This window comes from Klenkia sp. AC732 (genome assembly GCF_979256525.1).
Genome location: NZ_CEEDOS010000032.1, coordinates 1 through 23,714 on the forward strand (window position 1 = coordinate 1; position 23,714 = coordinate 23,714).

The following is a 23,714-nucleotide window of genomic DNA, read 5'->3' on the forward strand; positions in this document are numbered from 1 at the left end:
GACCCCGACTCCGAGGAGAAGTGCAACAGCCCATCGGCCGGATCGAGGACCCAGTGCGACCCGTAGGCCCACCCGAACCCCTCACGGACAGCGGACAACGCAGCCCGCACCGCCTCCTGGCTGGACGAGACACCCGCCAACGCCGACACCACCGACGTCACCGCATCGACGTCGGCCTCCGCGTCGGCGGTGAGGGCGGCCGCGCGGGCGGCGGCGTGGGAACGGGACAGGGCGGATCGCACGTGGGCCCTCCAGGGGCTGTACGGAGCGCGGGCCGCGGCTTCGACCGTCTCCTGTCTCTCCCTTCGGCGGCCCAGCCAGCCACTGAAGCGGTGGTTGAACACCGGATCAGTCTGAATCAGCCGTTTCCGGAACGGGCCCATCCGGGCGGGAGAAGACGTACTCGGCGAACACCCCGTCGGCGGAGTACTCCGCGGTCTCCAGCACCAGGCCGGCCCGCTCCGCGAGAGCCTCGAACAGCCAGGTGAACGTCGAGTGCTCGTCGCGGACGTGCTCCTCGAAGTCCGCGCGACTCCACCCGTCGCCGCCGTCGGGACCGCCGGTGGCGCACCACGCCTCCAGCCGCTCCTCGGCCTCGTGCACCTCGAAGGACCAGACGACGTCCCAGACCCGGAGCACCCCGCCGGGGCGCAGGGCGTCCCGGATGCGGGCCAGTGCGACGCCCTTCCAGAAGTCGGGCAGGTGGTGCATCGCGTACCGGCTGTAGACGACGTCGGCCGGCGGACCCTGGTGCTGGTAGTCCAGGAACCCGGCCTGCACGACGGTGACGTTCTCCAGCCCGGACCGCCTCAGCTTGGCCTCCAGCTCGGCGATCATCACCGGGGAGACGTCGACGGCGACCACCCGCCCGCACACCCGCGCCGCCGCGAGCGCGAACTGACCGGTGCCCGTGCCGAGCTCCACGACCACCGAATCGCCGTCCATGCCCCAGCGCTGCAGCAGCGCCACCTCACGGTCGGGGGCGGCGTCCTCGATGGCGTCGTAGCGCGCGACGTGCCCGGCGTCGAGGTTCTCCCGGCCCGCGCTGGCGACCTGGTCCAGCAGCCACCCCGGACGGCCTGGTGCGTCTGCTGCTGTCATGCCCCGACCGTAGGGCCGGCGCGTCCCGCGGACGAGACACCGCCACCCCTCGTCCCAGGCGCCGCCGACGCTGCGAGCGGGGTGCCAGGACCGCACGCGCCGGTCGCGGGTGGACCACGCGGCTCACATGCGTCTGCTGCGATACGGCATGGGATCGTTTGGGCTCCGACCTGCGGCGATGTCCGTCCGGGATCTGATACCAACGGCCTCGCAATCCGCCCCCGGGATGACGCCACACGGCCTCCGCGGGCCCTAGGGTCTGGCTCACCGCCGTCTGAGAAGGAGAACCGTGCGCGTCTTGCGAGGTCCCGCCGTCCTGTCCGCCGCCACCGTGCTCGCCGTGCTGCTGGCCGGGTGCTCCGGCTCGGGGGACGACGACGCGTCCGGCGCGCCCGCCGAGCAGACGTCGCCCCTGTCGGATTACCTGAGCGCCGTCTACGGCGGCGACCTGTCCCCCGACGAGCAGGAGCGCCAGTTCGCCGAGCAGCAGGCTCAGACCGAGGAACTGGTCGCACAGTGCATGCAGGACGAGGGTTTCGAGTACAGCCCGGACACCCAGAGCGGCGGCTTCACCAGCGGAGAAGACATCGAGTACGAGCCCGAGGACCGCGACTGGGTCGCCCAGTGGGGTTACGGCGCCGTCAACTCCCCCTTCAACGACCCGGCGCAGCCCACCGAGGAGTACGTGGACCCCAACGGCGACTACCTCGCCACGCTGTCGGAGTCCGAGCAGGCGGCGTTCAACGAGGCGCTGTACGGGCCGGGCCCCGACGAGGACGAGATCTCCGAGGACGGGTCCTTCGACTACGACTGGCAGACCGCCGGCTGCCAGGGCGCCGCCCAGCACCAGGTGTCCGGGGACGACCCGAGCCAGTCCGAGGAGTTCAAGCCGCTCTTCGACGCGATCAACGCCCTCTACGAGGACACCCAGTCCTCCCCCGAGATGTCCGACCTGGACGCCGAGTGGGCCGCGTGCATGGACGCCGCCGGCAAGACCGGGTTCACCACGCAGGCCGACGCGCAGAACTCGGTCTACGACGACATGAACGCCCTCTACGAGGAGATGCCCGTCTCCGAGGACGGCAGCGGTGAGCTCGACCCGGCCGCCACCGACGCGCTGGCCGAGGAGGAGGTCGAACTCGCCCTCGTCGACCTGGACTGCCGCGAGGAGACCGACTACCGGGACCGGTCGGCGGAGGTCACCCGCGTCGCCGAGGAGCAGTTCATCAGCGACCACCAGGCCGAGCTCGACGCGCTCGTCGCCGCCTCCGAGCAGGACTGAGCCGGTGCCGGAGGAGACCCCCGCCCCGCCCGGGGACCCCGCCCCCCGCGCCTCGCCAGCAGCGCGGCTGCGGGCCCGGCTCGGCGCACTGCCGACCCTGGTGCGCCGCAACCGAGCGCTCTGGGTGACCGCGGCCGTCGCCGTGGTCGCCCTGGTCGCCGGGCTGCTCGTGGGCCGGTTCGTGGTGGCCCCGGACGACGCCTCGGCGCAGGTCCCGAGCCCTGGCCTGGTCACCGTGCCGGTGGGGTTCGGCCCGCTGAGCAACGACGTCACCATCCGCGGCGAGGTCGGCTACGCCGACTCCGTCGAGGTCACCATCGACACCTCCTCGATCTCCGGGCCGGCGGTGGTCACCGGGCAGGTCCCCGAGGTGGGTGCCGAGCTGGGCCCGCTGGGCGTCGCCCTCGAGGTCGCCGGCCGGCCCGTCGTGGTGCTGCCCGGTGAGCTGCCGGCCTACCGCACGCTGCGCTTCGGCGTCTCGGGCCCCGACGTCGTCCAGTTCAAGGAGGCGATGCGGGCCGTGGGCCTGGACGCCGGCGACCCGGCCAGCAACGTCTTCGACCAGACCGCCGCCGCCGCCGTCACCTCCCTGTACGCCCAGGCCGGCTACCCGGTCCCCTCCGACGAGGACGGCGCGCAGGAGGGCGTCCGGGCCGCCGAGCAGGCCGTCTCCGCCGCCCAGGCGGAGGTCAGCTCGGCCCAGGGCGGCCCGACGGCGGTGCAGGTGCAGGAGGCCGACAACGCGGTCGCCGCCGCCCGCCGCGAGCTGGACGCCGCCCTGGCCGCCACCCCCGACGACGGCGTGGCGATCGGTGGGCTCCGCGACGCACTGACCCTGGCCCAGCTCCAGCGCCAGGCGCTGAACGCGCCCAAGGACACCACCGCCCAGCGGGCCGCGCTCACCGCCGCGCAGGGCCAGCTCACCCAGGCCCGCACCGACCTCACCCGCGCCCAGCAGGAGGCACTGCCCTCCCTGCCCGCCGGCGAGGTGCTCTACCTGACCCAGCTCCCCCGCCGGGTCGACGCCGTCGCCGCCGAGCGCGGGAAGGTCCTGGACGGGGCCGCGATGACGGTCTCGGGGGCGACCCTGGCACTCAGCGGCACCGCCGCCGAGGCCGACGCCCGGTTGCTGGTCGCCGGGCAGCCGGCGACCTTCGACCTGCCCGACGGGACCGAGGCTCCGGCGACGATCAGCAGCGTCGAGCCCGGTGCCGACGGCGAGGCCCGCTGGACGGTGCTGCTGGCACCGGGGCCGCTGACCCCCGAGCAGGTCACCGAGCTGCAGGGCACCAACGTCCGGGTGTCGATCCCGGTCGGGGCGACCGAGGGCGACGTGCTGTCGGTGCCGCTGGCCGCGCTGAGCGCCGGGCCGGGCGGGGAGTCCCGGGTCGAGGTCGTCGACGGCGACCCGCGCGCGGGCGCACAGGCCCAGACCCGGCTGGTCGTGGTCGAGACCGGCCTGGCCGCCGACGGCGCCGTCGAGGTCCGGCCCACCGACGGCGACCTCGGCGAGGGCGACCTCGTCGTCGCGGGCCGGTGACCGCCAGCCCGGCGGCCACCACCGCACCACTCCCGGCCGGCGCGCCGGAGCCGGCGATCGAGCTGCGCGACGTCACCCGGTCCTTCCCCGGCCCGCCCGAGGTCCAGGCGCTCAAGGGCGTCAACGTCTCCGTCGCCGACGGCGAGTACGTCTCGATCATCGGCCCCAGCGGTTCCGGCAAGTCCACGATGCTGAACATCCTGGGCCTGCTGGATCGGCCCACGGTCGGTGAGTACCGGCTCGGCGGGGTGCTCACCAGTGGCCTGGGCGAGGACGAGCGCGCCGCTGTCCGAGCCCGGCAGCTGGGCTTCGTCTTCCAGGCCTTCCACCTGATGTCCCGGCGGACGGTGCTGGAGAACGTGCTGCTGCCGATGCTGTACGCCGGCACCCCGCGGGCCGAGCGGGAGCCCCGAGCCCGGGAGGCGCTGGAGCGGGTCGGCCTGGGCCATCGGCTGGGGTTCCAACCCGGCACGCTGTCCGGCGGGGAGCGCCAGCGGGTCGCGGTGGCCCGCGCGGTGGCCACCCGGCCGCGCGTGCTGCTGGCCGACGAGCCCACCGGCAACCTGGACCAGGCCACCAGCGCGGAGATCATGGCGCTGTTCGAGGAGCTCAACGACGACGGCCTGACCCTCGTCGTCATCACCCACGACGACGGCGTCGCCCGCCGGGCACACCGCCGCATCCGGCTGGCCGACGGCCGCGTCAGCAGCGCCGCGTGAGGGGACTCCGTGGACGCCGCGGTGGGCGTCGCGGCGACGCGGCCGGGCCGGCGACCACACCGCTGCGCGCCGTCGCACCGGCCGACCGGTTCCGGTTCAGCGACCTGCTGGGCGAGGCCACCGCCGACATCGGGTCCCGCCCCGGCCGGCTGGTCACCACGATCATCGGGACGGTGCTGGGGATCGCCGCGCTCATCGCCACCATCGGCTTCGCCCAGACCGCGGCCGGTCAGATCGCCCAGCAGTTCGACGCCACCGCGGCCACCCAGCTGTCGGTCACCCCGGCGACGGCGGACACCACCGGCGGCACGACCGTCGCCGCCGGGGTGCTGCCCTGGGACGCCCCGGCACGGCTGGAGCGGCTGGCCGGCGTCGAGTCCGCGGCCCTGCTGGCCGAGGTGTCGCTGCCCGAGGTGACCATCACCGCCGTCCCGGTCAACGACCCCTCGCAGGCACCGGTCGCCGCACCGCCGGTGTACGCCGCGTCGGAGGAGCTGCTGGACACCCTGGGCGGGCACGTGGCCACCGGCCGGTTCTTCGACCGCGGTCACGACGCGCGGGGCGACCGGGTCGCGGTGCTCGGCTCCCGGGCCGCCGAGCGGCTGGGCGTGCAGCGGGTGGACACCCAGCCCTCGGTGTTCATCGACGGCATCCCCTACACGGTGCTGGGGGTCGTCGACTCCTACGCCGCCCGCGCCGAGCTGCTCAACGCCGTCGTCCTGCCCACCGGGACGGCGCGCGCCGACCTGGGGCTCACCACGCCGGGCGACGCCCAGGCCCGCATCGCGATCGGCGCCGGACCGCAGCTGTCCGAGCAGGCCCCGCTGGCGCTGGCCCCCGACGACCCGGAGAGCCTGGAGGTCAGCGCGCCCCGCGGCCGTTCCGACCTCGGCGAGGACGTCCAGGCCGACGTGAACGGGGTGTTCGTCATCCTGTCGGTCGTCGTGCTGCTGGCCGGCGGAGTCGGCATCGCCAACGTGACGATGCTGTCGGTGGTCGAGCGGACCGGGGAGATCGGGCTGCGCCGCGCGGTGGGTGCCACCAGCCGGCAGATCGCGGGCCAGTTCATGGCCGAGTCCGTCGTCGTCGGTCTGCTCGGGGGGCTGATCGGCGCCTCGCTCGGGGTGTTCTCCGTCGTCGGCATCTCGCTGGCCCGCGGCTGGACCCCGGTGCTGGACCCCTGGGTGGCCGTCGGCGGAGCCCTGCTGGGAGCCGTGCTGGGCCTCGTCGCCGGGGGCCTGCCGGCCCGCCGGGCGGCCCGGATCGAGCCGGTCGACGCCCTGCGCGGGGGCACCTGACCGCGCCCCCCGTCCGGGCCCTCGACGCCCGTAGGGTCGGGGCGTGGAGATCGCTGAGGCACTGACCCTGCGGGCCGAGGCCCAGCGCAAGGTCCACCAGCTGCGGGCCCGGATCGCGGCCAACGCCCACCACCAGGAGGGCACCGAGCCCACCGAGGACGCCGCGGAGCTGCTCGCCGAGGCCGAGAGCGTGCTCGACGAGCTGGAGGTCTGGATCACCCGGATCAACCGGACCAACGCCGCCGTCGACCTGGGTGCCGACGGCACGATGACCGACGTGCTGGCCCGCCGCGACGTGCTGCGCCTGCGGCACGGCCTGCTGGTCGGGGCGGCCGACGCTGCGGGCGGCGAGGGCTTCCGGCACCTGCGCAGCGAGCTGCGGCAGCTGACCACGCTGCCGGTGCGCGAGCTGCGCGCCCGCGCCGACGACGTCGCCCGGGAGCTGCGCGAGCTCGACGTCCGGGTGCAGCAGGCCAACTGGACCCACGACCTGCTGGACTGACCGGCTCCTACACTGGCCCGGCCGTCGCGGGAGCCGGTAGCCACAGGGGAGCGGGCACGGACCCGACGGTCCGGCGGGCATCCGGACCACTGCTGGCAGGTGGGGGGCAGCCTCGGAGTTCGACTCTCCGGAGCACGACGCAGCCCAGCACGACGCACCACCGACAGTGCACGCAGCACGACTCACCACCACGTGCCGGTCCCTGCGGTGAGGGTGGGGCAGGGGTCTCCCGCGACGGCCCCCTCCGGGAGCGGCGCCCCGTTCCCGGGGACCGCCAGCTCCCCGGTCGTCGGCACGGCCCTAGGGTGCCGCCGTGGAGCTCCGGCAACTCGAACACTTCCTGGCCGTGGCCGCCGAGCGGAACTTCACCCGGGCCGCCGACGTCCTGCACATCTCCCAGTCGGGGCTCTCGGCCTCGGTGCGGTCCCTGGAGACCGAGCTGGGGGCCGACCTGTTCACCCGCACCACCCGGCGGGTCACCCTGACCGCGGCCGGCCAGGCCCTGGTCCCCGAGGCCGAGCGCACGGTCGCGAGCGCGGAGTCCGCCCGCGGGGCGGTCGAGGCCGTGTCGGGGTTGATGGGTGGCCGGGTGGCGGTGGGCTCGGAGTCCTGCCCCGGGGTGGTCCACCTGGCCGCGGACCTCGCCGCGTTCAGCCGGGCCCACCCGGCCATTGCGATGAGCCTGCTCATCGGGGGGTCCGAGGCGCTGGTGGAGCAGGTGGCCCGGGGGCAGCTCGACGTCGCCTTCACCGTGGTGACGGGTCCGGCGCCGGCGGGGGTGCTCGTGGAGCCGCTGGGGACCGAGGAACTGGTCGTGCTCGCCCACCCGGGACGCCAGCTCCCCACCGGGGTCACGCTCACCGACCTCGTGGCGCTGCCGCTGGCCGACTTCTCCCCCGGTGCGGCATCGCGGGTGCTCACCCACCGTGCGTTCGCCGCCGTCGGCGAGGACCACCGGGTCGCCTGGGAGGTCAACGACGTGCACACCCTGCTGGACCTCATCGGGGAGGACCTCGCCGTCGCCGTGGTGCCCCGGTCGATCGCCCGCAAGCGTGCCGACAGCCTGGTCGCCCACCCGATCGGCCAGCCGATGCCGACCTGGACGGTCGCCGTCGTCACCAACGACCGGCCCAGCCCGGCCGCCCGCGCGCTGCGTGCGCACACTGCCGCACGTCTGGGCCGCCCACTCGACTGATCGCTGCTGGTTCTGGGTGTCCGCTGATCCAGCTGTTGGACTCCTGGTTCTCCGTCACCGAGACTCCTCCCGGGTCAGCACGACACCACGACGACGGAGGACGACCATGGAGTACCGACAGCTGGGCGCCTCGGGCCTGAGGGTCTCGACGATCACCCTGGGCACGATGGGCTTCGGCGGTGGCGGCAAGTTCGCCAAGGTGGGCAACGCGCAGGTCGACGAGGCCCGCGAGCAGATCGACCTCTGTCTGGAGGCCGGGGTCAACCTCATCGACACCGCGGACGTGTACTCCGACGGACTGTCGGAGGAGATCGTCGGTCAGGCCGTCAGCGGGCGGCGCGACGACCTCCTGCTGGCCACCAAGGTCCGCTTCCCGATGGGCGAGGGCCCGAACGACTCGGGGCTGTCCCGCCATCACGTGGTGCGCGGCTGCGAGGCCAGCCTGCGCCGGCTGGGCACCGACCACATCGACCTCTACCAGCTGCACCAGTGGGACGGTCTGACCCCGCTGGAGGAGACGTTCGAGGCGCTGCGCCTGCTCGTCGACGCCGGCAAGGTCCGCTACGTCGGGATCTCCAACTACTCGGCGTGGCACCTGATGAAGGCCGTCGGTGTCACCGAGCGCCTCGGCCTGCCCCGGCCGGTCAGCCAGCAGATCTACTACTCGCTGCAGGCACGGGAGGCGGAGTACGAGCTGGTCCCGGCCACCCTGGACCAGGGGCTCGGGGTCCTGGTGTGGAGCCCGCTGGCCGGCGGTCTGCTGTCGGGCAAGTACCGGCGCGGCCAGCAGGCACCGGCCGGCTCGCGGCAGCTGCAGGAGTGGAACGAGCCCCCGGTCTACGACCAGGACGGGCTGTACGACACCGTCGAGGTGATCGTGGAGATCGCCGAGGCCCGCGGGATCCCGGCCGCACAGGTCGCCCTGGCCTGGACGCTGGCCAAGCCGGGGGTCACCTCGGTCATCGTGGGTGCCCGCACCACCGACCAGCTCCGGGAGAACCTGGCGGCCGCCGAGGTGCGCCTGGACGCCGAGGAGGTCCAGCGCCTGGACCAGGCGAGCCAGCCGCCTCTGCTCTACCCCTACTGGCACCAGGCCAGCACGGCCGCCGACCGGCTGTCCCCCGCCGACCTGAGCCTGCTCGCCCGGCACACCGGCTGACCGGTCGGTGACGGCGTGACCGGGGCCTGCGGGCCGGCCCCGGTCACGACCGGGAACGGCACGCGACCCCAGGGCCCTCCCTCGGCGAGGGCCGGACCCTCACCGGCTCGATGGAGTTCGAGCATCCAGCCAGCACGCCATCCACACGTCGTCCGCCAGCGTCCCGCCGGGCAGTCGGATCTCCTCGCGCAGCCGCCCTTCCTCCTCGAACCCGGCGCGGCCGTAGAGGGCGTGCGCCGCGGCGTTGGTGGACAGCACACGCAGACCGAGCTTGCGGACCCCCCGCCGCTGCGCCTCGACCAACGCCGCGTGCAGCAGGGCCGACCCCAGACCGAGCCCGCGGTGAGCCGGCTCCACGACGAGGGCGTTGAGGTGCAGGACGTGCGCGTTGGCCGACACCGGGAGATGACGGGCCAGGTGCGCGTACCCCGCGACGTCACCCCCGGCCGTGGCCACCAGCACGTCCTCGACGAGGCGGCGGCCGCCGAAGAACGCTTCGTGGGCGGGTCGCGGCGGGACGACCTGGAGCTCCAGCGGCCACGCGGACGCGTCCAACTCCGCCAGGGCCGCGTCGTCGTCCACGTGGGCCGGGCGCACACGGGCGCAGGTGTGAAGCGATTCCTTCATGAACGGACGCTTGCATGAAGCAGTGGCTTCAGATCCTGGGATGCAGCGGGCCTCTTCCACCGTGGGCGCGGAGGCGCTGGCGGCGTTGGGGGCCCCCGCCCGCTTCGCCCTGTTCAGCCACCTGACCGACCACGGGCCGCAGACCGCCACGCAGTGCGCCGAGGTCGTCGGACTGACCCCGTCCAACTGCTCGTGGCACCTGCGCGCCCTGGCGCGGGCCGGACTGGTGGAGCGCGTGCCGGGTGACGGGGACGCGCGCACGAGGCCGTGGCGTGCCACCGCCCAGCGCTTCGACCTGTCGGGCCAGGGGTCGCCCGCAGCCGCGACGGCAGCAGCAGCCGTCGGTCAGCTGCTCGAGGAACGGACCGAGCAGCTGCGACAGGAGCACCTCGAAGACCTCCCCGACCTGCCTGATGCCTGGCAGCAGGTGTCCGGGTCACACCGGCTGACCCTGCAGGTCACCCCGGGAGAACTGCGTGACGTCATCGACGGGGTGCGGGGGTTGCTGGAGGACCTGCGCTCGGATCGGGCCGACGCACCGGCCGACGCCCAACCCGTCGTCTTCTCCTTCACCAGCTTCCCGCACCCACACCGCACCGCCTGATCCCGACCGACCGGCCCTCCCCTCCCGCTGAGGCCAGGACCGGAGCGACGCCCGGCGCGGTGCGATCAGGGTCGTCGCCGGCGACTGCGACCCCGCCGGCCCGGACGTCTGCCCGAGGGGGCGCGGTCCCGCTCGCCGTTCCCCGACGCGGCGGTGCCCCCGTGACCGGGTCGTCCCAGGGGCTCGAGCGAGGCAGGTGAGCGGGTGCCCCCGTCGTACGGCGACCACGCACCCGGCTGAGGGTGTTCGACGCCGATCGGCGCATTCGTCCACCCGGGTTGCGCCGAGTCCGGTGTCCTCGGTGGGCCCTAGCCTCTGCCCATGCGTGCAGTCCAGATCACCCGCTTCGGCGGCCCCGAGGTCCTCGACGTCGTCGACCTCCCCGACCCCACCCCCGGCGAGGGCCAGACCCTCCACGAGGTGTCCGCGGCGGGGGTGAACTACGCCGACACCCACCAGGTGGAGAACTCCTACCTGGCCGCGCAGACCCTGCCGCTGGTGCCGGGCGCGGAGTTCGTCGGCACCCCGGTCGGCGGCGGGCAGCGCGTCGTCGGGCTGCTGGACGGCGGCGGCTACGCCGAGCGCGTCGCCGCGGTCGACCGGCTGTCCTGGGCGGTCCCGGACGGCGTCACCGACGAGCAGGCCCTGGCCCTCGTCCTGCAGGGCACCACCGCCTGGCACCTGCTGCGCACCAGCGCGCACCTGGCCGCCGGGGAGTCCGTCGTCGTCATCGCCGGCGCGGGCGGGGTCGGGTCACTGGCCGTGCAGCTGGCCAGGCAGTGGGGCGCTGGCCGGGTCATCGCCACCGCCTCCAGCCCGGACAAGCGCGCCCTGGCCGAGCGGCTCGGCGCCGACGCCACCGTCGACCCGGCGCTGGCCGACGACGACCCGAAGACCTTCACCGCCGCGCTGCGCGAGGCCAACGGCGGCAAGCCCGTGGACGTCGTCCTGGAGATGACCGGCGGCACCGTGTTCGACGGCTCGCTGCACGCGCTGGCGCCCTTCGGCCGGCTGGTGGCCTACGGCATGGCCGCCCGGACCCCGGCCGCACCGGTCCAGGCCCCGGCGCTGATGCAGAAGTCCCGCGCCGTCATCGGGTTCTGGCTGGCGCACTGCATGGCGCGCCCGGAGATGCTCGACGCGGCGATGACCGACCTGCTCGCCATGGTCGACGCCGGGACGCTGGAGCCGATCAGCGGCGGCCGCTACCCGCTGTCCGCCGTCCGCGAGGCGCACCAGGACATCCTGGCCCGCCGCACCACCGGCAAGCTCAGCCTGGACCCCCGCCGCTGAGGGCCTCCTCCCACCGTGGACCAGCTCAGCTGGTCCACGGTGAGTGCTACAGCAGGCGGTTGGTCCACAGCAGGGACAGCACCACGCCCAGGAACGCGAAGAGCACTCCCCCGCGCACGAACCAGGGGCTGATGTCCTGCGGCTCGGTGGTGTAGCCGATCTGGCTGCCGATGTCGGCGTAGACCTGCTCCAGCTCGGAGGCGCTCGCGGCCTCGGAGTAGCTGCCACCGGTGGCGTCGGCGATCTGCTCCAGGGTGGCCCGGTCGACCGGCACCGGCTGCGACTGGCCCTCGATCTCCACGGTCCCGAAGTCGGTGCCGAACGCGATCGTGGACACCGGCACCTCGGCGGCGACCGCCGAGTCCACGGCCGAGCTGACGTCCCGGCCCACCGTGGAGTAGCCGTCGGACAGCAGCACGACGCGGGCCGGCGGCGCGGACTCCCCCGCCTCCTCCAGCGTCGACTGGAAGTTCTGCACCGCGGTCAGCGAGGTGAAGACGGCGTCGCCGATCGCGGTGGCCTCCGACAGCTCCAGGTTGCCGATCGCCGCCGTCACCGCCTCCCGGTCGGTGGTGGGGCTCACCAGCGTGCTGGCGGTGCCGGAGAAGGCCACCAGCCCCAGGTTGATCCGCTCGGGCAGGACGGTCGCGAACTCCGCGGCCGCGGTCTGCATCGCCTCGAACCGGCTGGGCTCCACATCGGTGGCCTGCATCGACAGCGAGACGTCGACGGCCATGATCACCGTCGCCCGCTCCCGCGGCACCCGCACCTCGGTGGAGGGCTGGGCCAGCGACAGCACGAACGCACCCAGGGCCAGTGTCACCAGACCGAAGGCCAGGTGCCGGCGCCACCCGGGCCGCTTGGGCACCAGCGAGCCGAGCATCGCGACGTTGGTGAACCGCGCCGCGTACTTCTGCCGACGCCGCTGCAGCACCACGTAGAACACGGCCAGCGCGACGACGGCCAGCAGCGCCAGCAGCCACCACGGGGACTGGAAGCTCATCGCGAGGCACCCCCGGCCCCGGCCCGACGCCGGTCGGCGACGAAGCGGACGACGTCGGTCACCCAGTCCCGGTCGGTGCGCAGCTGCAGGTGGCCGGCGCCGACCCGGCGCAGCGTCGTGGCGATCTGCCGGCGCTGGGCGGCGGCGCCCTCGGCGAACCGGCGGCGCACCTCCGCGTTGCCGGTGGGCACCTCCAGGGTCTGCCCGGTCTCGGGGTCCACGACGGTCAGCAGGCCGACGTCGGCCAGCTCCAGCTCGCGCGGGTCGACCACCTCGATGGCCAGCAGCTCGTGCCGGGTCGACAGTCCCCGCAACGGGCGCTCCCAGTCGGCGTCGCCCAGGAAGTCCGAGACCACGCAGACCAGCCCGCGACGACGGGGCGGACGGCGCAGCGACTCCAGCGCCGCGGCCAGGTCACCGCGTCGTCCCCCGGCGGCGCGCGGGGTGCGCACCACCTGGCGGAGCATCCGGTCGGCGGCCAGCCTGCCGGGCAGCGCCGGGTACCGGTCGACGCGCTCGCCGGTGGTCACGATCGCGCCCAGCCGGTTGCCGTCGCGCACCGTCAGGTGGCTGACCGCCGACAGCCCGGCGATCGCCAGGTCGCGCTTCTCCATGTCCGCGGTGCCGAAGTCCAGCGACGCGGACAGGTCCAGCACCACCCAGGTCTCCAGCTCGCGGTCGGCGATGGTCTCCCGTACGTACGGCGACTGGGTGCGGGCGGTCACGAACCAGTCCATCCGGCGGACGTCGTCCCCGGGGTGGTAGGAGCGGGAGTCGCCGGCCTCGGTGCCCGAGCCCGGGACCAGGCCCAGGTGGTCGCCCTGCAGCAGGCCGTCCAGCCGCCGCCGCACCGTCAGCTCCAGCCGGCGCAGCAGCACGTCGGCGTTGGTGTGGTCCGGCTCGGGGGCCGGTGGCACGGGCAGGGCGGTCGGCTCCCCCGAGCCCCGACGACGTCCGATCACGCGGACTGCGGTCCGAAGCCGCCCTGCGGTCCCTGCTGCGGCCCCTGCGGCGGACCCTGCGGCGGACCCTGCTGAGGCGGACCCTGCTGCTGGGGACCCTGCGGGCCGCCCCACTGCTGCTGCGGGCCGCCGCTGCCGGGCACGACCGGCCCGCCGGGACTGCCCGGCCCGAAGCCGCCGGCGCGCTGGCGCGGGGTGACCTGGGGCAGCGGCACGCTCTGCACGATGCGCTTGACCACGTGGTCGGCCGGCACGCCGTCGGCGAGCGCGTCGTAGGACAGCACCAGCCGGTGGCGGAGCACGTCGGCGGTGATGTCCAGGACGTCCTGCGGGAGGACGTAGTCCCGGCCGCGGACCAGCGCGAGCGCCCGGCTGGCCGCCACCAGGCCCAGCGTGGCGCGCGGGCTGGCGCCGTAGGTGACCCAGTTGGCGACGTCGGGCATGCCGTGCTCGCGCGGCGTGCGGGTGGCCACGACCAGCCGGACGACGTAGTCGACCAGCGCGTGGTGCACGAAGACCCCGGAGGCCGTGCGCTGCAACCGGCGGAGGTCGTCGGGGCCCAGCACCGTCTCGGCGTGCGGCGGGTTGGCACCCATCCGGTAGACGATCTCGCGCTCCTCCTCGGGGCTGGGGTAGTCCACCAGCACCTTCATCAGGAAGCGGTCCCGCTGGGCCTCGGGCAGCTGGTAGACGCCCTCGCTCTCGATCGGGTTCTGGGTGGCCAGCACCAGGAAGGGGTCGGGCAGCGGGTGGGTCACGCCGCCGATGGACACCTGGCGCTCGGCCATGACCTCCAGCAGCGCCGACTGCACCTTGGCCGGCGCGCGGTTGATCTCGTCGGTCAGCACGAAGTTGGCGAACACCGGGCCCAGCTCGGTGTCGAAGGCGTCCTGCCCGGCCTTGTAGATGCGGGTGCCGATGATGTCGGCGGGCACCAGGTCGGGAGTGAACTGCAGGCGGGCGAACGAGCCGCCGACCGCGGTCGCCAGCGTCTCGACCGCCAGGGTCTTGGCCACCCCGGGCACGCCCTCCAGCAGCACGTGGCCGCGAGCGAGCAGCCCCACGAGCATCCGCTCGACGAGCCGGTCCTGGCCCACGATGACCCGCTTGACCTCGAAGAGGACCCGCTCGAGCAGCGCCGCGTCGGTCGAGGGCGGGGTGTGCTGCTGGGCGGGTGAGGCGGGCTGGCTGCTGGCAGCGCTGGTCACGTGGCTCCCTGGTCCGGGCTGGTGGCTGGGCCGTGCTGGTGCACCCGCCAGTGTCCCCCACCGAGCTGTGCGCGGCCGCACCGCGGAGCAGCCCCGTCGACGGCCGTCCACACGTCGCGTCGTCCCTGGTGTCCCAGCAGCCCCGGGGCTGCTACCGTGGTCCACGCGTCGGGCAGCTCCCCCCGTGGCTGCCCGACGCCCCAACGCACGAGAGGCCGGTGTCGGAACCCCGACACCGGCCTCTCGCGTTCCTGCCCCTGTCTCAGGCGCTGGGACGGACCGCCCCGTAGTAGTCGGCGCCGTACCGCACGTTGCTGACCTTGACGTCCTGGCCGCTCGTGGGGGCCTCGATCATCTGGCCGCCGCCGATGTAGAGGGCCACGTGGTAGATCGAGGTGTAAGCCGAGCCCGATCCCCAGAACAGGAGATCGCCGGCCTGCAGCGACGAGGCGTCGACCTGCTTGTTGCGGTTGTTCCACCACTGGTCGCGGCTGGTGCCGCCGATCCGGATGCCGGCGCGGGCGTAGGCGTACTCGGTGAGCCCGGAGCAGTCGAAGCCGTAGACCGCGGTGTCCGGCGGGATGCCGTAGCTCGGGCCGTTCGCACCGCCACCGCCCCAGGAGTAGGGCAGACCCAGCTGGGTGCGGGCGGCCGCGATGGCGGCCTGGGCCGTGGACTGGGACGGCGCCCCGGCGTTCCCACCGGACGGGGCCGGAGCGGGCGCCGGCGCGGGGGCCGGGGCCGGGCGGGACGACGAGCCGCCACCGGAGGACGTCGCCGGGCGGCTGCTGGTCGTCGCGGACGGCGCGGCCGGTGCGGCGGCCGGGGTGGAACGGGTCCGGGTGGGGACGGCGGCAGCCGCGGCGGCAGCGGCAGCGGCCTGCTGACGGGCCACCTCGCGGGCACCCTGCAGGCCGTAGAGCTCCTGCTGGGCGGACTGCAGCTGGGCCTGGAGACCGGCCTGCTGGCCGGCGAGGCCGTCGGCCTGTGAGCGGGCGGCGCTCTCCTGGGTCTGGGCGGTGGCCAGCGACGCCTCGGCCTGGGCCTGCAGGTCGGTGGCGGCGGTGAGAGTCTGCTCGGCCTGCTCCTCGGCCGCGGTGGCCTGGGCCTGCAGCTCGGTGAGCTCGACCAGGACGTCGGAGCGGTGGCTGCCGGCGGCCTCGAGCAGGGCGGCCCGCTCGATCAGCTCGGCCGGGCTGCCCGACGTCATCAGGCTGGCGACCCCGGGGGTGGTGCTGCCGTTCATGTAACTGGTGCGGGCGAAGCTGTCGACGTCGTCCTGGCCGACACCGACGGCCGCGACGGCGGCGTCCTCGGCGGCGGACGCGGCGTCGGCCTCGGCCTGGGCGGCCTGCGCGGCGGTCTGCTTGTCCTCGTAGTCCTGCAGGGCGATCTGCGCCTGCTGGTGGGCGGTGTCCGCGGCGACCTGGGCCGCGGCCAGCTGGGCCGAGATGGCCCCGACCTCGGCGGCGGCCTGCTCCTGGGCGGACTGCGCGGCGGCGATCTCGCCGTCGGTGGGGTTGGTCGGGGTGGCCTGGGCCAGACCCGGGGCGAACCCGACGGTGACCGCGGCGGCCAGCAGCACCGCGGCCGACCGGGCCGACCACCGCTGTCCACGACTGCCCCGGAGGACTCCCTGCACCTTCGTCTGCACGCCTGACGACCTCTTCCACCACCGGTCCACGGTGGCGCCGCCTGAGCGGTGCGCACCGCGGACGCTCTCGACCACGGGACACCACCGGTTGCAGTGGTGCCACGCGGTCCATCGACGGTGGCTCGGCGTGTCTTGACACCGCCTCCCCCCATGGGGGGAGGCGGTGGGCTACGGCGTCAGTTCACGGAGCGCTCGGAGCCCTCCCAGAAGGCCTGGCGCAGCTTGAACTTCTGGATCTTGCCGGTCGCCGTCCGCGGGATGCCGTCCCGGAACTCGACCCGCTTGGGCAGCTTGTAGCCGGCCAACCGGGTCCGGCAGTGCGCGATGAGGTCGGCCTCGGTGACCGTCTCCCCCTCGGTGAGGACGACCAGCGCGGTGACCATCTCGCCCCACTTGTCGTCGGGCACGCCGATGACGGCGACCTCGGCGACGGCCGGGTGGCTGAAGACCGCGTCCTCGACCTCGATCGAGGAGACGTTCTCCCCGCCGGTGATGATCACGTCCTTCTTGCGGTCGGAGATGGTGAGGTAGCCGCCCTCGTCGATGGTGCCGCCGTCCCCGGTGTGGAACCAGCCGCCCTCCAACGCCTCGGCGCTGGCGTCCGGGTTCTCCCAGTAGCCGGCCAGCACGGTGTTGGACTGCGCGAGCACCTCACCGGACTCACTGGTGCGCATCCGGGTGCCCAGCGCCGGGACGCCGGCCCGGGACAGCGCCCTGGCCCGCTCGATGGGCTCCAGGTCGTCGTACTCGGCGCGCGGGCGGTTGACCGTCAGCAGCGGCGCGGTCTCGGTGAGGCCGTAGATCTGGTTGAACTCCCAGCCCAGCTCCTCCTCGACCCGGGCGATGGTCCGCGAGGGCGGCGGGGCGCCGGCGACGACGATGCGCACCTGGTCGCGGCCGGGCACCTCGCCGTCCCACTCGGCGGCGGCGTCCAGGACTGCGTTCCACACCGCGGGGGCCCCGGCCATCATCGTGACGCCGTGCTGCTGCACGCGGCGCAGGATCTCGGCGCCGTCGATCTTGCGGATCGGCACCTGGCGGGCCCCGACGCCGGCCATCGAGTAGGGCAGCCCCCAGCCGTTGCAGTGGAACATCGGCAGCGTGTGCAGGTAGACGTCGCGGTCGCTGACCTGCATGTGCATGCCGAAGACGACGGCGTTGGTCCAGATGTTGCGGTGGGTCATCTGCACGCCCTTGGGGCGGGCCGTCGTCCCCGAGGTGTAGTTGACGGTGGCGGTGGCGTCCTCGTCGGGCTCGGCCCAGGGCCGCGGCTCGGTGTCGAAGCGCAGCAGGCCCTGCTCGTACTCCTCGCCGGTGAGCAGGCGGTGCTCGGCGGTGACGCCCTTCAGCGCGGGCTCCAGCTCGGGGTCCACCAGCAGCACCTTCGCCCCCGAGTGCTCGACGATGTAGGAGACCTCCTCGGCCGAGAGCCGGAAGTTGACCGGCACCAGCACCCGCCCCGAGCTGGGCACCCCGTAGAGCAGCTCCAGCACGCGGGCGGAGTTGTGGCTGACCACGGCCACCCGCTCCCCCTCGCCCACCCCGAGGGCGTCCAGCCCGGCGCCGACGGCCCGCGCCCGGCGGGCGACCTCGCGGTAGGTCAGCTCGCCGAGGGAGTCCGCGGGCTGCTGCGGCTCGTCCACGATCCCGATCCGGTCGCCGTAGACGAGCTCCGCGCGCTCGAGGAAGTCGCGGGTGGTGAGGGGGACGCGCATGCCGGCTCCGTGGGGTCGGGGCCGACCGGGGTCAGCCGCGGAGAGTGGTCGGCGTCACGCTAGCGCCCGGGAGGGACCGTCGCCGTTGCACGCCGGACGCAACCCCCTCCAGCACCGGGACCGCCCGCCACACCGCCACCGCGTAGGCCGCACCGAGCAGCGTGTCGACGACGTAGTGCTCCCCCGACCAGACCAGCGCCACGGGCATCGCCAGCGCGTAGGCCACCAGCAGCACCCGCTGCCAGCGCCGCCGGGCCCACGACCAGCCGACCAGGCAGACCAGGACGGCGAAGGCGGTGTGCAGCGAGGGCACCGCGGCCACCGGGTTCACCGCGCCCTGCCCGGCGTGCAGCAGCGCCCCGGCCCGGGGCAGCCCCAGCTCGGCCCAGCCGTCGCCGCTGCGCCGGGCGACCTCGCCGATCACACCCTCCCGGGCGGCCAGCCACGGCGGCGCGGCCGGGTAGAGCACGTAGGTGACCAGCCCGGCCACGGACAGGCCGACCACCGTCCGCGCGTACCGGGCCCACCGCGCCCGGTCCCGCAGCCACAGCACCGCCAGCACCAGCGGCGTGAGGCCGAAGTGCGAGGCGTAGACCAGCGTCACCGCCACGGCCAGCCAGCCCGGCGCGGTCAGGTGCGCCTGCAGCCACACCGTGGGGACGACGCCGAACAGCGCGGTGTCGACGGCGGCCGGCTCGGTGAGGTGCACCGGGGCGCCCAGGCCGTCCGCGATGCCCCGGCTGGCGTCGTAGAGCAGCAGCACCGCGCCCAGCGGCACCCAGTCGGCGAGCAGCCGGACCGCGGCGCGCCGACCCCGGCCCGCGCACCGGCAGGCCAGCCCCGCCAGCACCCACAGCAGCACGCTGAGCCGGTCGGTGGGCAGGCCCTGCCACGTCACGACCACCAGCAGCGCACCCAGGTGTGCCGTCGCCAGGACGGCCCGCAGTGCGCGACCCCGATCCGGCAGCCCGGCCGCTGGTGCGGGGACGGCGGGGGTCCCCACCACCGTCGCCGTCATGGCGGGAAGGTAGGTGGCGGAGTGCCCGGGACGGCGGTCCCGGCGCGCGAGCGGGCCACCTGTGCCCCAGCCGTCCCGTGAGCGCGGTCACGCACCATGTGGCAAGGGTTGCCTCACTCCGCACGCGTCAGCGGGAGCTGGGATGATCGGGGGTGCTCAGAGCGCGATGGGACCAGCGAGGGTGAGGCGCAAGCAGTGGCAGCCAGCAAGGACAGCTTCGGAGCACGGTCGACGCTGAGCGTCGACGGCACGGACTACGACATCTTCCGGCTCGACGCGGTGGAGGGGGCCGACAAGCTCCCCTTCAGCCTCAAGATCCTGCTGGAGAACCTGCTCCGCACCGAGGACGGCGCCGACATCACCGCCGACCACGTGCGGGCGATCGCGAACTGGGACCCCTCGGCCGAGCCCGACCAGGAGATCCAGTTCACCCCGGCCCGCGTGGTCATGCAGGACTTCACCGGCGTGCCCTGCATCGTCGACCTGGCCACCATGCGCGAGGCCATGGCCGACCTGGGCGGCGACCCGACGAAGATCAACCCGCTGGCACCGGCCGAGCTGGTCATCGACCACTCCGTCATCTCCGACGTGTTCGGGACCCCCGAGTCCTTCGAGCGCAACGTCGAGATCGAGTACCAGCGCAACGGCGAGCGCTACCAGTTCCTCCGCTGGGGCCAGGGCGCCTTCGACGACTTCAAGGTCGTCCCCCCGGGCACCGGCATCGTCCACCAGGTCAACATCGAGCACCTGGCCCGCGTGGTCTTCCCCCGCCAGGAGGGCGACCGCACGCTGGCCTACCCCGACACCTGCGTGGGCACCGACTCGCACACCACCATGGTCAACGGCCTGGGCGTGCTGGGCTGGGGCGTCGGCGGCATCGAGGCCGAGGCCGCGATGCTCGGCCAGCCGGTGTCGATGCTGATCCCCCGCGTCGTCGGCTTCAAGCTCACCGGCCAGCTCCCGGACGGCGCCACCGCCACCGACCTGGTCCTCACGATCACCGAGATGCTGCGCAAGCACGGCGTCGTCGGGAAGTTCGTGGAGTTCTACGGCGCCGGTGTCTCCGCCGTCCCGCTGGCCAACCGCGCCACCATCGGCAACATGAGCCCGGAGTTCGGCTCGACCGCGGCCATCTTCCCGATCGACGGCGAGACGATCCGCTACCTGCAGCTCACCGGCCGCAGCGACGCCCAGGTCGCCCTGGTCGAGGCCTACGCCAAGACCCAGGGCCTGTGGCACGACGAGACCCGCGAGCCGGTCTTCTCCGAGTACCTCGAGCTGGACCTGGCCACGATCGTGCCCTCGATCGCCGGCCCGAAGCGCCCGCAGGACCGCGTGCAGCTCTCCGACGCCAAGGCCGCCTTCCGCGAGGTCCTCCCGACCTACGCCGGGCACGGCGACAGCGACCCCGACGACGCCCCCACCGCGGCCTCGACCAACGACGAGGGCGTCGAGGAGACCTTCCCCGCCTCCGACCCGGTGTCCGCCGGCTCCAACGGCAACAACGGCGCCGAGCCGCACACCGTCGTCCCCGACCGGGTACCCGACCGCGCCTCCAAGCCCACCCGCGTGGTGCTCGAGGACGGCACCGAGACCTACGTCGACCACGGTCACGTCACGATCGCCTCGATCACCTCGTGCACCAACACCTCGAACCCCTCGGTGATGATCGGCGCCGCACTGCTCGCGAAGAACGCCGTCGAGCGCGGGCTGACCAGCAAGCCGTGGGTCAAGACCACGCTGGCGCCGGGGTCCAAGGTCGTCATGGACTACTACGAGAAGGCCCAGCTCACCCCGTACCTGGAGAAGCTCGGCTTCTACCTGGTCGGCTACGGCTGCGTGACCTGCATCGGCAACTCCGGGCCGCTGCCCCCCGCGATCAGCGAGGCGGTCAACGAGGCCGACCTGGCCGTCGTCTCGGTGCTGTCGGGCAACCGCAACTTCGAGGGCCGGATCAACCCCGACGTCAAGATGAACTACCTGGCGTCCCCGCCGCTGGTCATCGCCTACGCGCTGGCCGGCTCCATGGACGTCGACCTGAACAACGACCCGCTGGGCCAGGACCACGACGGCAACGACGTGTTCCTGCGCGACATCTGGCCCTCGCCGCTGGACGTGCAGCGCACGATCGACGAGTCGATCACCAAGGAGATGTTCGTCGAGGACTACGCCGACGTCTTCGCCGGTGACGAGCAGTGGCGCTCGCTGCCCACCCCCGAGGGCAAGACCTTCGACTGGGACGCCGAGAGCACCTACGTGCGCAAGCCCCCGTACTTCGACGGGATGCCGGCCGAGCCGACCCCCGTTGAGGACATCACCGGGGCCCGCACGCTGGCCGTCCTGGGCGACTCGGTCACCACCGACCACATCTCCCCGGCCGGTTCGATCAAGGCCGACTCCCCCGCCGGGACGTACCTGGCCGAGCACGGCATCGAGCGTCGTGACTTCAACTCCTACGGCTCGCGCCGCGGGAACCACGAGGTCATGATCCGCGGCACCTTCGCCAACATCCGGCTGCGCAACCAGCTGGTGCCCGGCACCGAGGGCGGCGTCACCAAGAACCACCTGACGGGTGAGACGACGACGATCTACGACGCCTCGCGCGCCTACATCGACGCCGGCGTGCCGCTGGTGGTGCTCGCGGGCAAGGAGTACGGCTCCGGGTCCTCGCGTGACTGGGCCGCCAAGGGCACCGCGCTGCTGGGCGTCAAGGCCGTCATCGCCGAGAGCTACGAGCGCATCCACCGCTCCAACCTCATCGGCATGGGCGTGCTGCCGCTGCAGTACCCCGAGGGCCAGACCCGGGAGTCCCTCGGCCTGACCGGTGACGAGGAGTTCACGATCACCGGCATCACCGGGCTGAACGACGGGTCGACCCCGCGCACGGTGAAGGTGGTGGCCGGTGGCGTGGAGTTCGACGCCAAGGTCCGCATCGACACCCCCGGCGAGGCGAACTACTACCGCAACGGCGGGATCATGCAGTACGTGCTGCGCTCCCTCCGCGGGTCCGTCCCGGCCTGATCCACCGTGGACCTGGGTCTGGGCGGTCGCGGCTACCTGCTCACCGGCGCGAGCCGGGGGCTGGGGTTCGCGACCGCCCGGGCCCTGGTCGACGACGGGGCGCGGGTGCTGGTCAGCTCGCGTTCCGGTGACTCCGTCGACGCCGCCGTCGCCTCCCTCGGTGGGGCGCCGGCGGCGCACGGCCGCACCGCCGACCTGGCCGACCCCGCGTCGGCGCAGGACCTGGTGACGGCGGCCGTCGCCGAGCTCGAGCGGGTCGACGGGGCGCTGGTCTCCGTCGGCGGCCCGAAGCCCGGCTCGGTCCTGGACACCGACGAGGCCGACTGGCGCGACGCCGTCGACTCCGTCCTGCTGGGCACCATCCGGCTGGTCAAGGCCCTGGTCCCGGTCCTGGGCGAGGGTGCCGCGATCGGCCTGGTGCTGTCCACCTCGGTCCGCCAGCCCATCGGTCACCTCGCCATCTCCAACGGCCTGCGCCCGGGCCTGGCCATGACCGCCAAGGCGCTGGCCGACGAGCTCGGACCCCGCGGCATCCGGGTCTTCGGCCTGCTGCCTGGCACCATCGCCACCGACCGGATCACCGACATCGAGGCCGCCTCCGGCGACGCCGCGGCCATGCGGGCCCGCACCGAGGCCGGCATCCCGCTGCGCCGGGTCGGCCGCCCCGAGGAGTTCGGGCGGGTGGCCGCGTTCGCACTGTCCCCGGCCGCCAGCTACCTGACCGGCGTGATGATCCCCGTCGACGGCGGCGTCACGAGGGCCTTGTGAGCGAGACACCCGTGGCCGCGGGCCACGTGCTCGTGGCGTGCGCGCACGGCACCCGCAACCCGACCGGGCGCCGGCTGATCGCCGAGCTGGCCCTGGGCGCCCGGGCGCTGCGCCCGGAGCTGCGGACCACGGCCGCCTTCGTCGACGTCCAGCCGCCCACCGTCGTGGACGTCGTCGCGGGGCTGGCCACCGAGGGCACCCCGGCCGTGGTGGTGCCGGTGCTGCTGTCCGGCGGCTTCCACGTGCACGTCGACATCGCCGGTGCCGTCCAGGCCCACCCGGGCACCCTGGCCGCCCGGCCACTGGGCCCGGACCTGCGGCTGGTCGAGGTGCTGCTGACCCGGCTGGCCGAGATCGGCGCGGACGCCGAGGACCCGACCACCGCCGTCGTCGTCGCGGCCGCCGGGTCCAGCGACGCCCGGGCCACCGCCGACGTCGAGGACACCGCCGACCTGCTGCAGCGCTCCTGGGCCGGGCCGGTCACCACCGGTTACGGCTCGGCCGCGCAGCCGACCGTGCCCGACGCGATCGCCGCCGCCCGCGCCGCCGGTGCCCAGCGGGTCGTCATCGCCGCCTACCTGCTGGCGCCCGGCCACTTCCACGACAAGGTCAGCGGCGCGGGGGCCGACGACGTCACCGCTCCCCTGCTGCCCGACGAGCGCATCGCCGCGGTGCTGTTGGACCGCTACGACGCCGCCCTGGAGACCGCCCGCCTGCAGGCCGACGCCGAGGCCCGCCGCCCCGGCTCGCCCAACCGGGTCGAGACGCTGGACTTCTGGCCCGGCCCGGACGACGTCGACACCTGAGCCCGCACGGCCCCGGTCACCGAGTGACCACCGGCGCCCGTGCGCGCCCGGACTCCTCCCCCCGGACCCCAGCCCGGCCAGGGCGCAGCGAGCTCCCGATGTCACATCGAGGGGTCCGGCGCCGGCGAGGAGCCGCTCGATGTGACATCGAGCGGTCTCGTGCCGAGCAAGGGCTGCTCGATGTGACATCGAGCGGTCTCGTGCCGAGCAAGGGCTGCTCGATGTGACATCGAGCGGTC

The 23,714-nt window shown here is 74.1% G+C and carries 20 protein-coding genes and 1 pseudogene; 12 read left to right on the top strand and 9 right to left on the bottom strand.

The window, feature by feature from the left end; all coding sequences use genetic code 11:
- Together AC0IVP_RS15250 and AC0IVP_RS15255 are read right to left on the bottom strand one after the other, a co-directional pair.
- Positions 1-242, bottom strand: a pseudogene (locus tag AC0IVP_RS15250) (GAF domain-containing protein); the annotation flags it as partial.
- Positions 243-348: 106 nt separating this feature from the next.
- A complete protein-coding gene (locus AC0IVP_RS15255; RefSeq protein WP_082557259.1) occupies positions 349-1,101 on the bottom strand; it encodes a class I SAM-dependent methyltransferase in 753 nt (250 codons plus the stop codon).
- A 289-nt stretch (positions 1,102-1,390) separates the two neighbouring features.
- On the opposite strand from AC0IVP_RS15255, the gene AC0IVP_RS15260 reads away from it, so the two are divergent.
- The 7 genes from AC0IVP_RS15260 to AC0IVP_RS15290 all read left to right on the top strand — a co-directional run bounded on the left by AC0IVP_RS15260 (position 1,391) and on the right by AC0IVP_RS15290 (position 8,796).
- Positions 1,391-2,383, top strand: a complete 993-nt coding sequence (locus tag AC0IVP_RS15260; protein ID WP_471757600.1) for a hypothetical protein — start codon at positions 1,391-1,393, stop codon at positions 2,381-2,383.
- 4 nt (positions 2,384-2,387) lie between these two features.
- Positions 2,388-3,923, top strand: a complete 1,536-nt coding sequence (locus tag AC0IVP_RS15265) for an efflux RND transporter periplasmic adaptor subunit (RefSeq protein ID WP_471757602.1) — start codon at positions 2,388-2,390, stop codon at positions 3,921-3,923.
- A complete protein-coding gene (locus tag AC0IVP_RS15270; RefSeq protein WP_056300818.1) occupies positions 3,920-4,642 on the top strand; it encodes an ABC transporter ATP-binding protein in 723 nt (240 codons plus the stop codon). Before AC0IVP_RS15265 ends, AC0IVP_RS15270 begins: the two co-directional genes overlap by 4 nt.
- Positions 4,639-5,940: an ABC transporter permease gene (locus tag AC0IVP_RS15275; protein ID WP_471757604.1), complete on the top strand. Its 1,302-nt coding sequence runs from the start codon at positions 4,639-4,641 to the stop codon at positions 5,938-5,940. Before AC0IVP_RS15270 ends, AC0IVP_RS15275 begins: the two co-directional genes overlap by 4 nt.
- A gap of 43 nt (positions 5,941-5,983) precedes the next feature.
- Positions 5,984-6,442, top strand: a complete 459-nt coding sequence (locus AC0IVP_RS15280) for a DIP1984 family protein (protein ID WP_471757606.1) — start codon at positions 5,984-5,986, stop codon at positions 6,440-6,442.
- A 313-nt stretch (positions 6,443-6,755) separates the two neighbouring features.
- On the top strand, positions 6,756-7,637 hold the full coding sequence (locus tag AC0IVP_RS15285; protein WP_471757608.1) for a LysR family transcriptional regulator: 882 nt from the start codon (positions 6,756-6,758) through the stop codon (positions 7,635-7,637).
- Positions 7,638-7,743: 106 nt separating this feature from the next.
- Positions 7,744-8,796: an aldo/keto reductase gene (locus AC0IVP_RS15290; protein ID WP_471757610.1), complete on the top strand. Its 1,053-nt coding sequence runs from the start codon at positions 7,744-7,746 to the stop codon at positions 8,794-8,796.
- 99 nt (positions 8,797-8,895) lie between these two features.
- Here the strand turns inward: AC0IVP_RS15290 and AC0IVP_RS15295 are convergent, their stop codons facing one another.
- Complete coding sequence (locus AC0IVP_RS15295; RefSeq protein ID WP_471757612.1) at positions 8,896-9,423, bottom strand: GNAT family N-acetyltransferase; 528 nt, start codon at positions 9,421-9,423, stop codon at positions 8,896-8,898.
- Positions 9,424-9,463: 40 nt separating this feature from the next.
- Here AC0IVP_RS15295 and AC0IVP_RS15300 point away from each other — a divergent pair, with 40 nt between their 5' ends.
- On the top strand, positions 9,464-10,027 hold the full coding sequence (locus tag AC0IVP_RS15300) for a helix-turn-helix domain-containing protein (protein ID WP_471757614.1): 564 nt from the start codon (positions 9,464-9,466) through the stop codon (positions 10,025-10,027).
- Positions 10,028-10,348: 321 nt separating this feature from the next.
- Positions 10,349-11,320: a quinone oxidoreductase family protein gene (locus AC0IVP_RS15305; RefSeq protein ID WP_056300828.1), complete on the top strand. Its 972-nt coding sequence runs from the start codon at positions 10,349-10,351 to the stop codon at positions 11,318-11,320.
- Between the two features lie 46 nt (positions 11,321-11,366).
- Here the strand turns inward: AC0IVP_RS15305 and AC0IVP_RS15310 are convergent, their stop codons facing one another.
- The 6 genes from AC0IVP_RS15310 to AC0IVP_RS15335 all read right to left on the bottom strand — a co-directional run bounded on the left by AC0IVP_RS15310 (position 11,367) and on the right by AC0IVP_RS15335 (position 18,880).
- Positions 11,367-12,323, bottom strand: a complete 957-nt coding sequence (locus tag AC0IVP_RS15310) for a VWA domain-containing protein (protein ID WP_471757616.1) — start codon at positions 12,321-12,323, stop codon at positions 11,367-11,369.
- Positions 12,320-13,240, bottom strand: a complete 921-nt coding sequence (locus tag AC0IVP_RS15315; RefSeq protein WP_235565008.1) for a DUF58 domain-containing protein — start codon at positions 13,238-13,240, stop codon at positions 12,320-12,322. The genes AC0IVP_RS15310 and AC0IVP_RS15315 overlap by 4 nt, the downstream gene beginning before the upstream one ends.
- Positions 13,241-13,281: 41 nt before the next feature.
- Positions 13,282-14,493 (bottom strand): AAA family ATPase, encoded by a 1,212-nt coding sequence (locus AC0IVP_RS15320; protein ID WP_471757618.1) that lies wholly within the window; start codon positions 14,491-14,493, stop codon positions 13,282-13,284.
- Positions 14,494-14,755: 262 nt separating this feature from the next.
- The gene (locus AC0IVP_RS15325; protein WP_235565009.1) at positions 14,756-16,147 is read right to left on the bottom strand and encodes a C40 family peptidase; all 1,392 of its coding nucleotides are present in this window, start codon (positions 16,145-16,147) and stop codon (positions 14,756-14,758) included.
- 176 nt (positions 16,148-16,323) lie between these two features.
- Positions 16,324-17,862 (bottom strand): AMP-binding protein, encoded by a 1,539-nt coding sequence (locus tag AC0IVP_RS15330; RefSeq protein WP_471757620.1) that lies wholly within the window; start codon positions 17,860-17,862, stop codon positions 16,324-16,326.
- Between the two features lie 31 nt (positions 17,863-17,893).
- Entirely contained in the window at positions 17,894-18,880 is a 987-nt protein-coding gene (locus tag AC0IVP_RS15335) for a phosphatase PAP2 family protein (protein WP_471757622.1), read from the bottom strand.
- A gap of 195 nt (positions 18,881-19,075) precedes the next feature.
- Between AC0IVP_RS15335 and AC0IVP_RS15340 the strand changes: the two genes are divergently transcribed.
- Genes AC0IVP_RS15340 through AC0IVP_RS15350 form a run of 3 tightly spaced genes read left to right on the top strand, consistent with a single transcriptional unit; the run spans position 19,076 to position 23,475 of the window.
- Positions 19,076-21,901 (top strand): aconitate hydratase, encoded by a 2,826-nt coding sequence (locus AC0IVP_RS15340; protein ID WP_471757624.1) that lies wholly within the window; start codon positions 19,076-19,078, stop codon positions 21,899-21,901.
- A gap of 6 nt (positions 21,902-21,907) precedes the next feature.
- Positions 21,908-22,669, top strand: a complete 762-nt coding sequence (locus AC0IVP_RS15345) for an SDR family oxidoreductase (RefSeq protein WP_471757626.1) — start codon at positions 21,908-21,910, stop codon at positions 22,667-22,669.
- A complete protein-coding gene (locus tag AC0IVP_RS15350) occupies positions 22,666-23,475 on the top strand; it encodes a sirohydrochlorin chelatase (RefSeq protein WP_235565010.1) in 810 nt (269 codons plus the stop codon). Before AC0IVP_RS15345 ends, AC0IVP_RS15350 begins: the two co-directional genes overlap by 4 nt.
- The last annotated feature ends 239 nt before the right edge of the window (positions 23,476-23,714 follow it).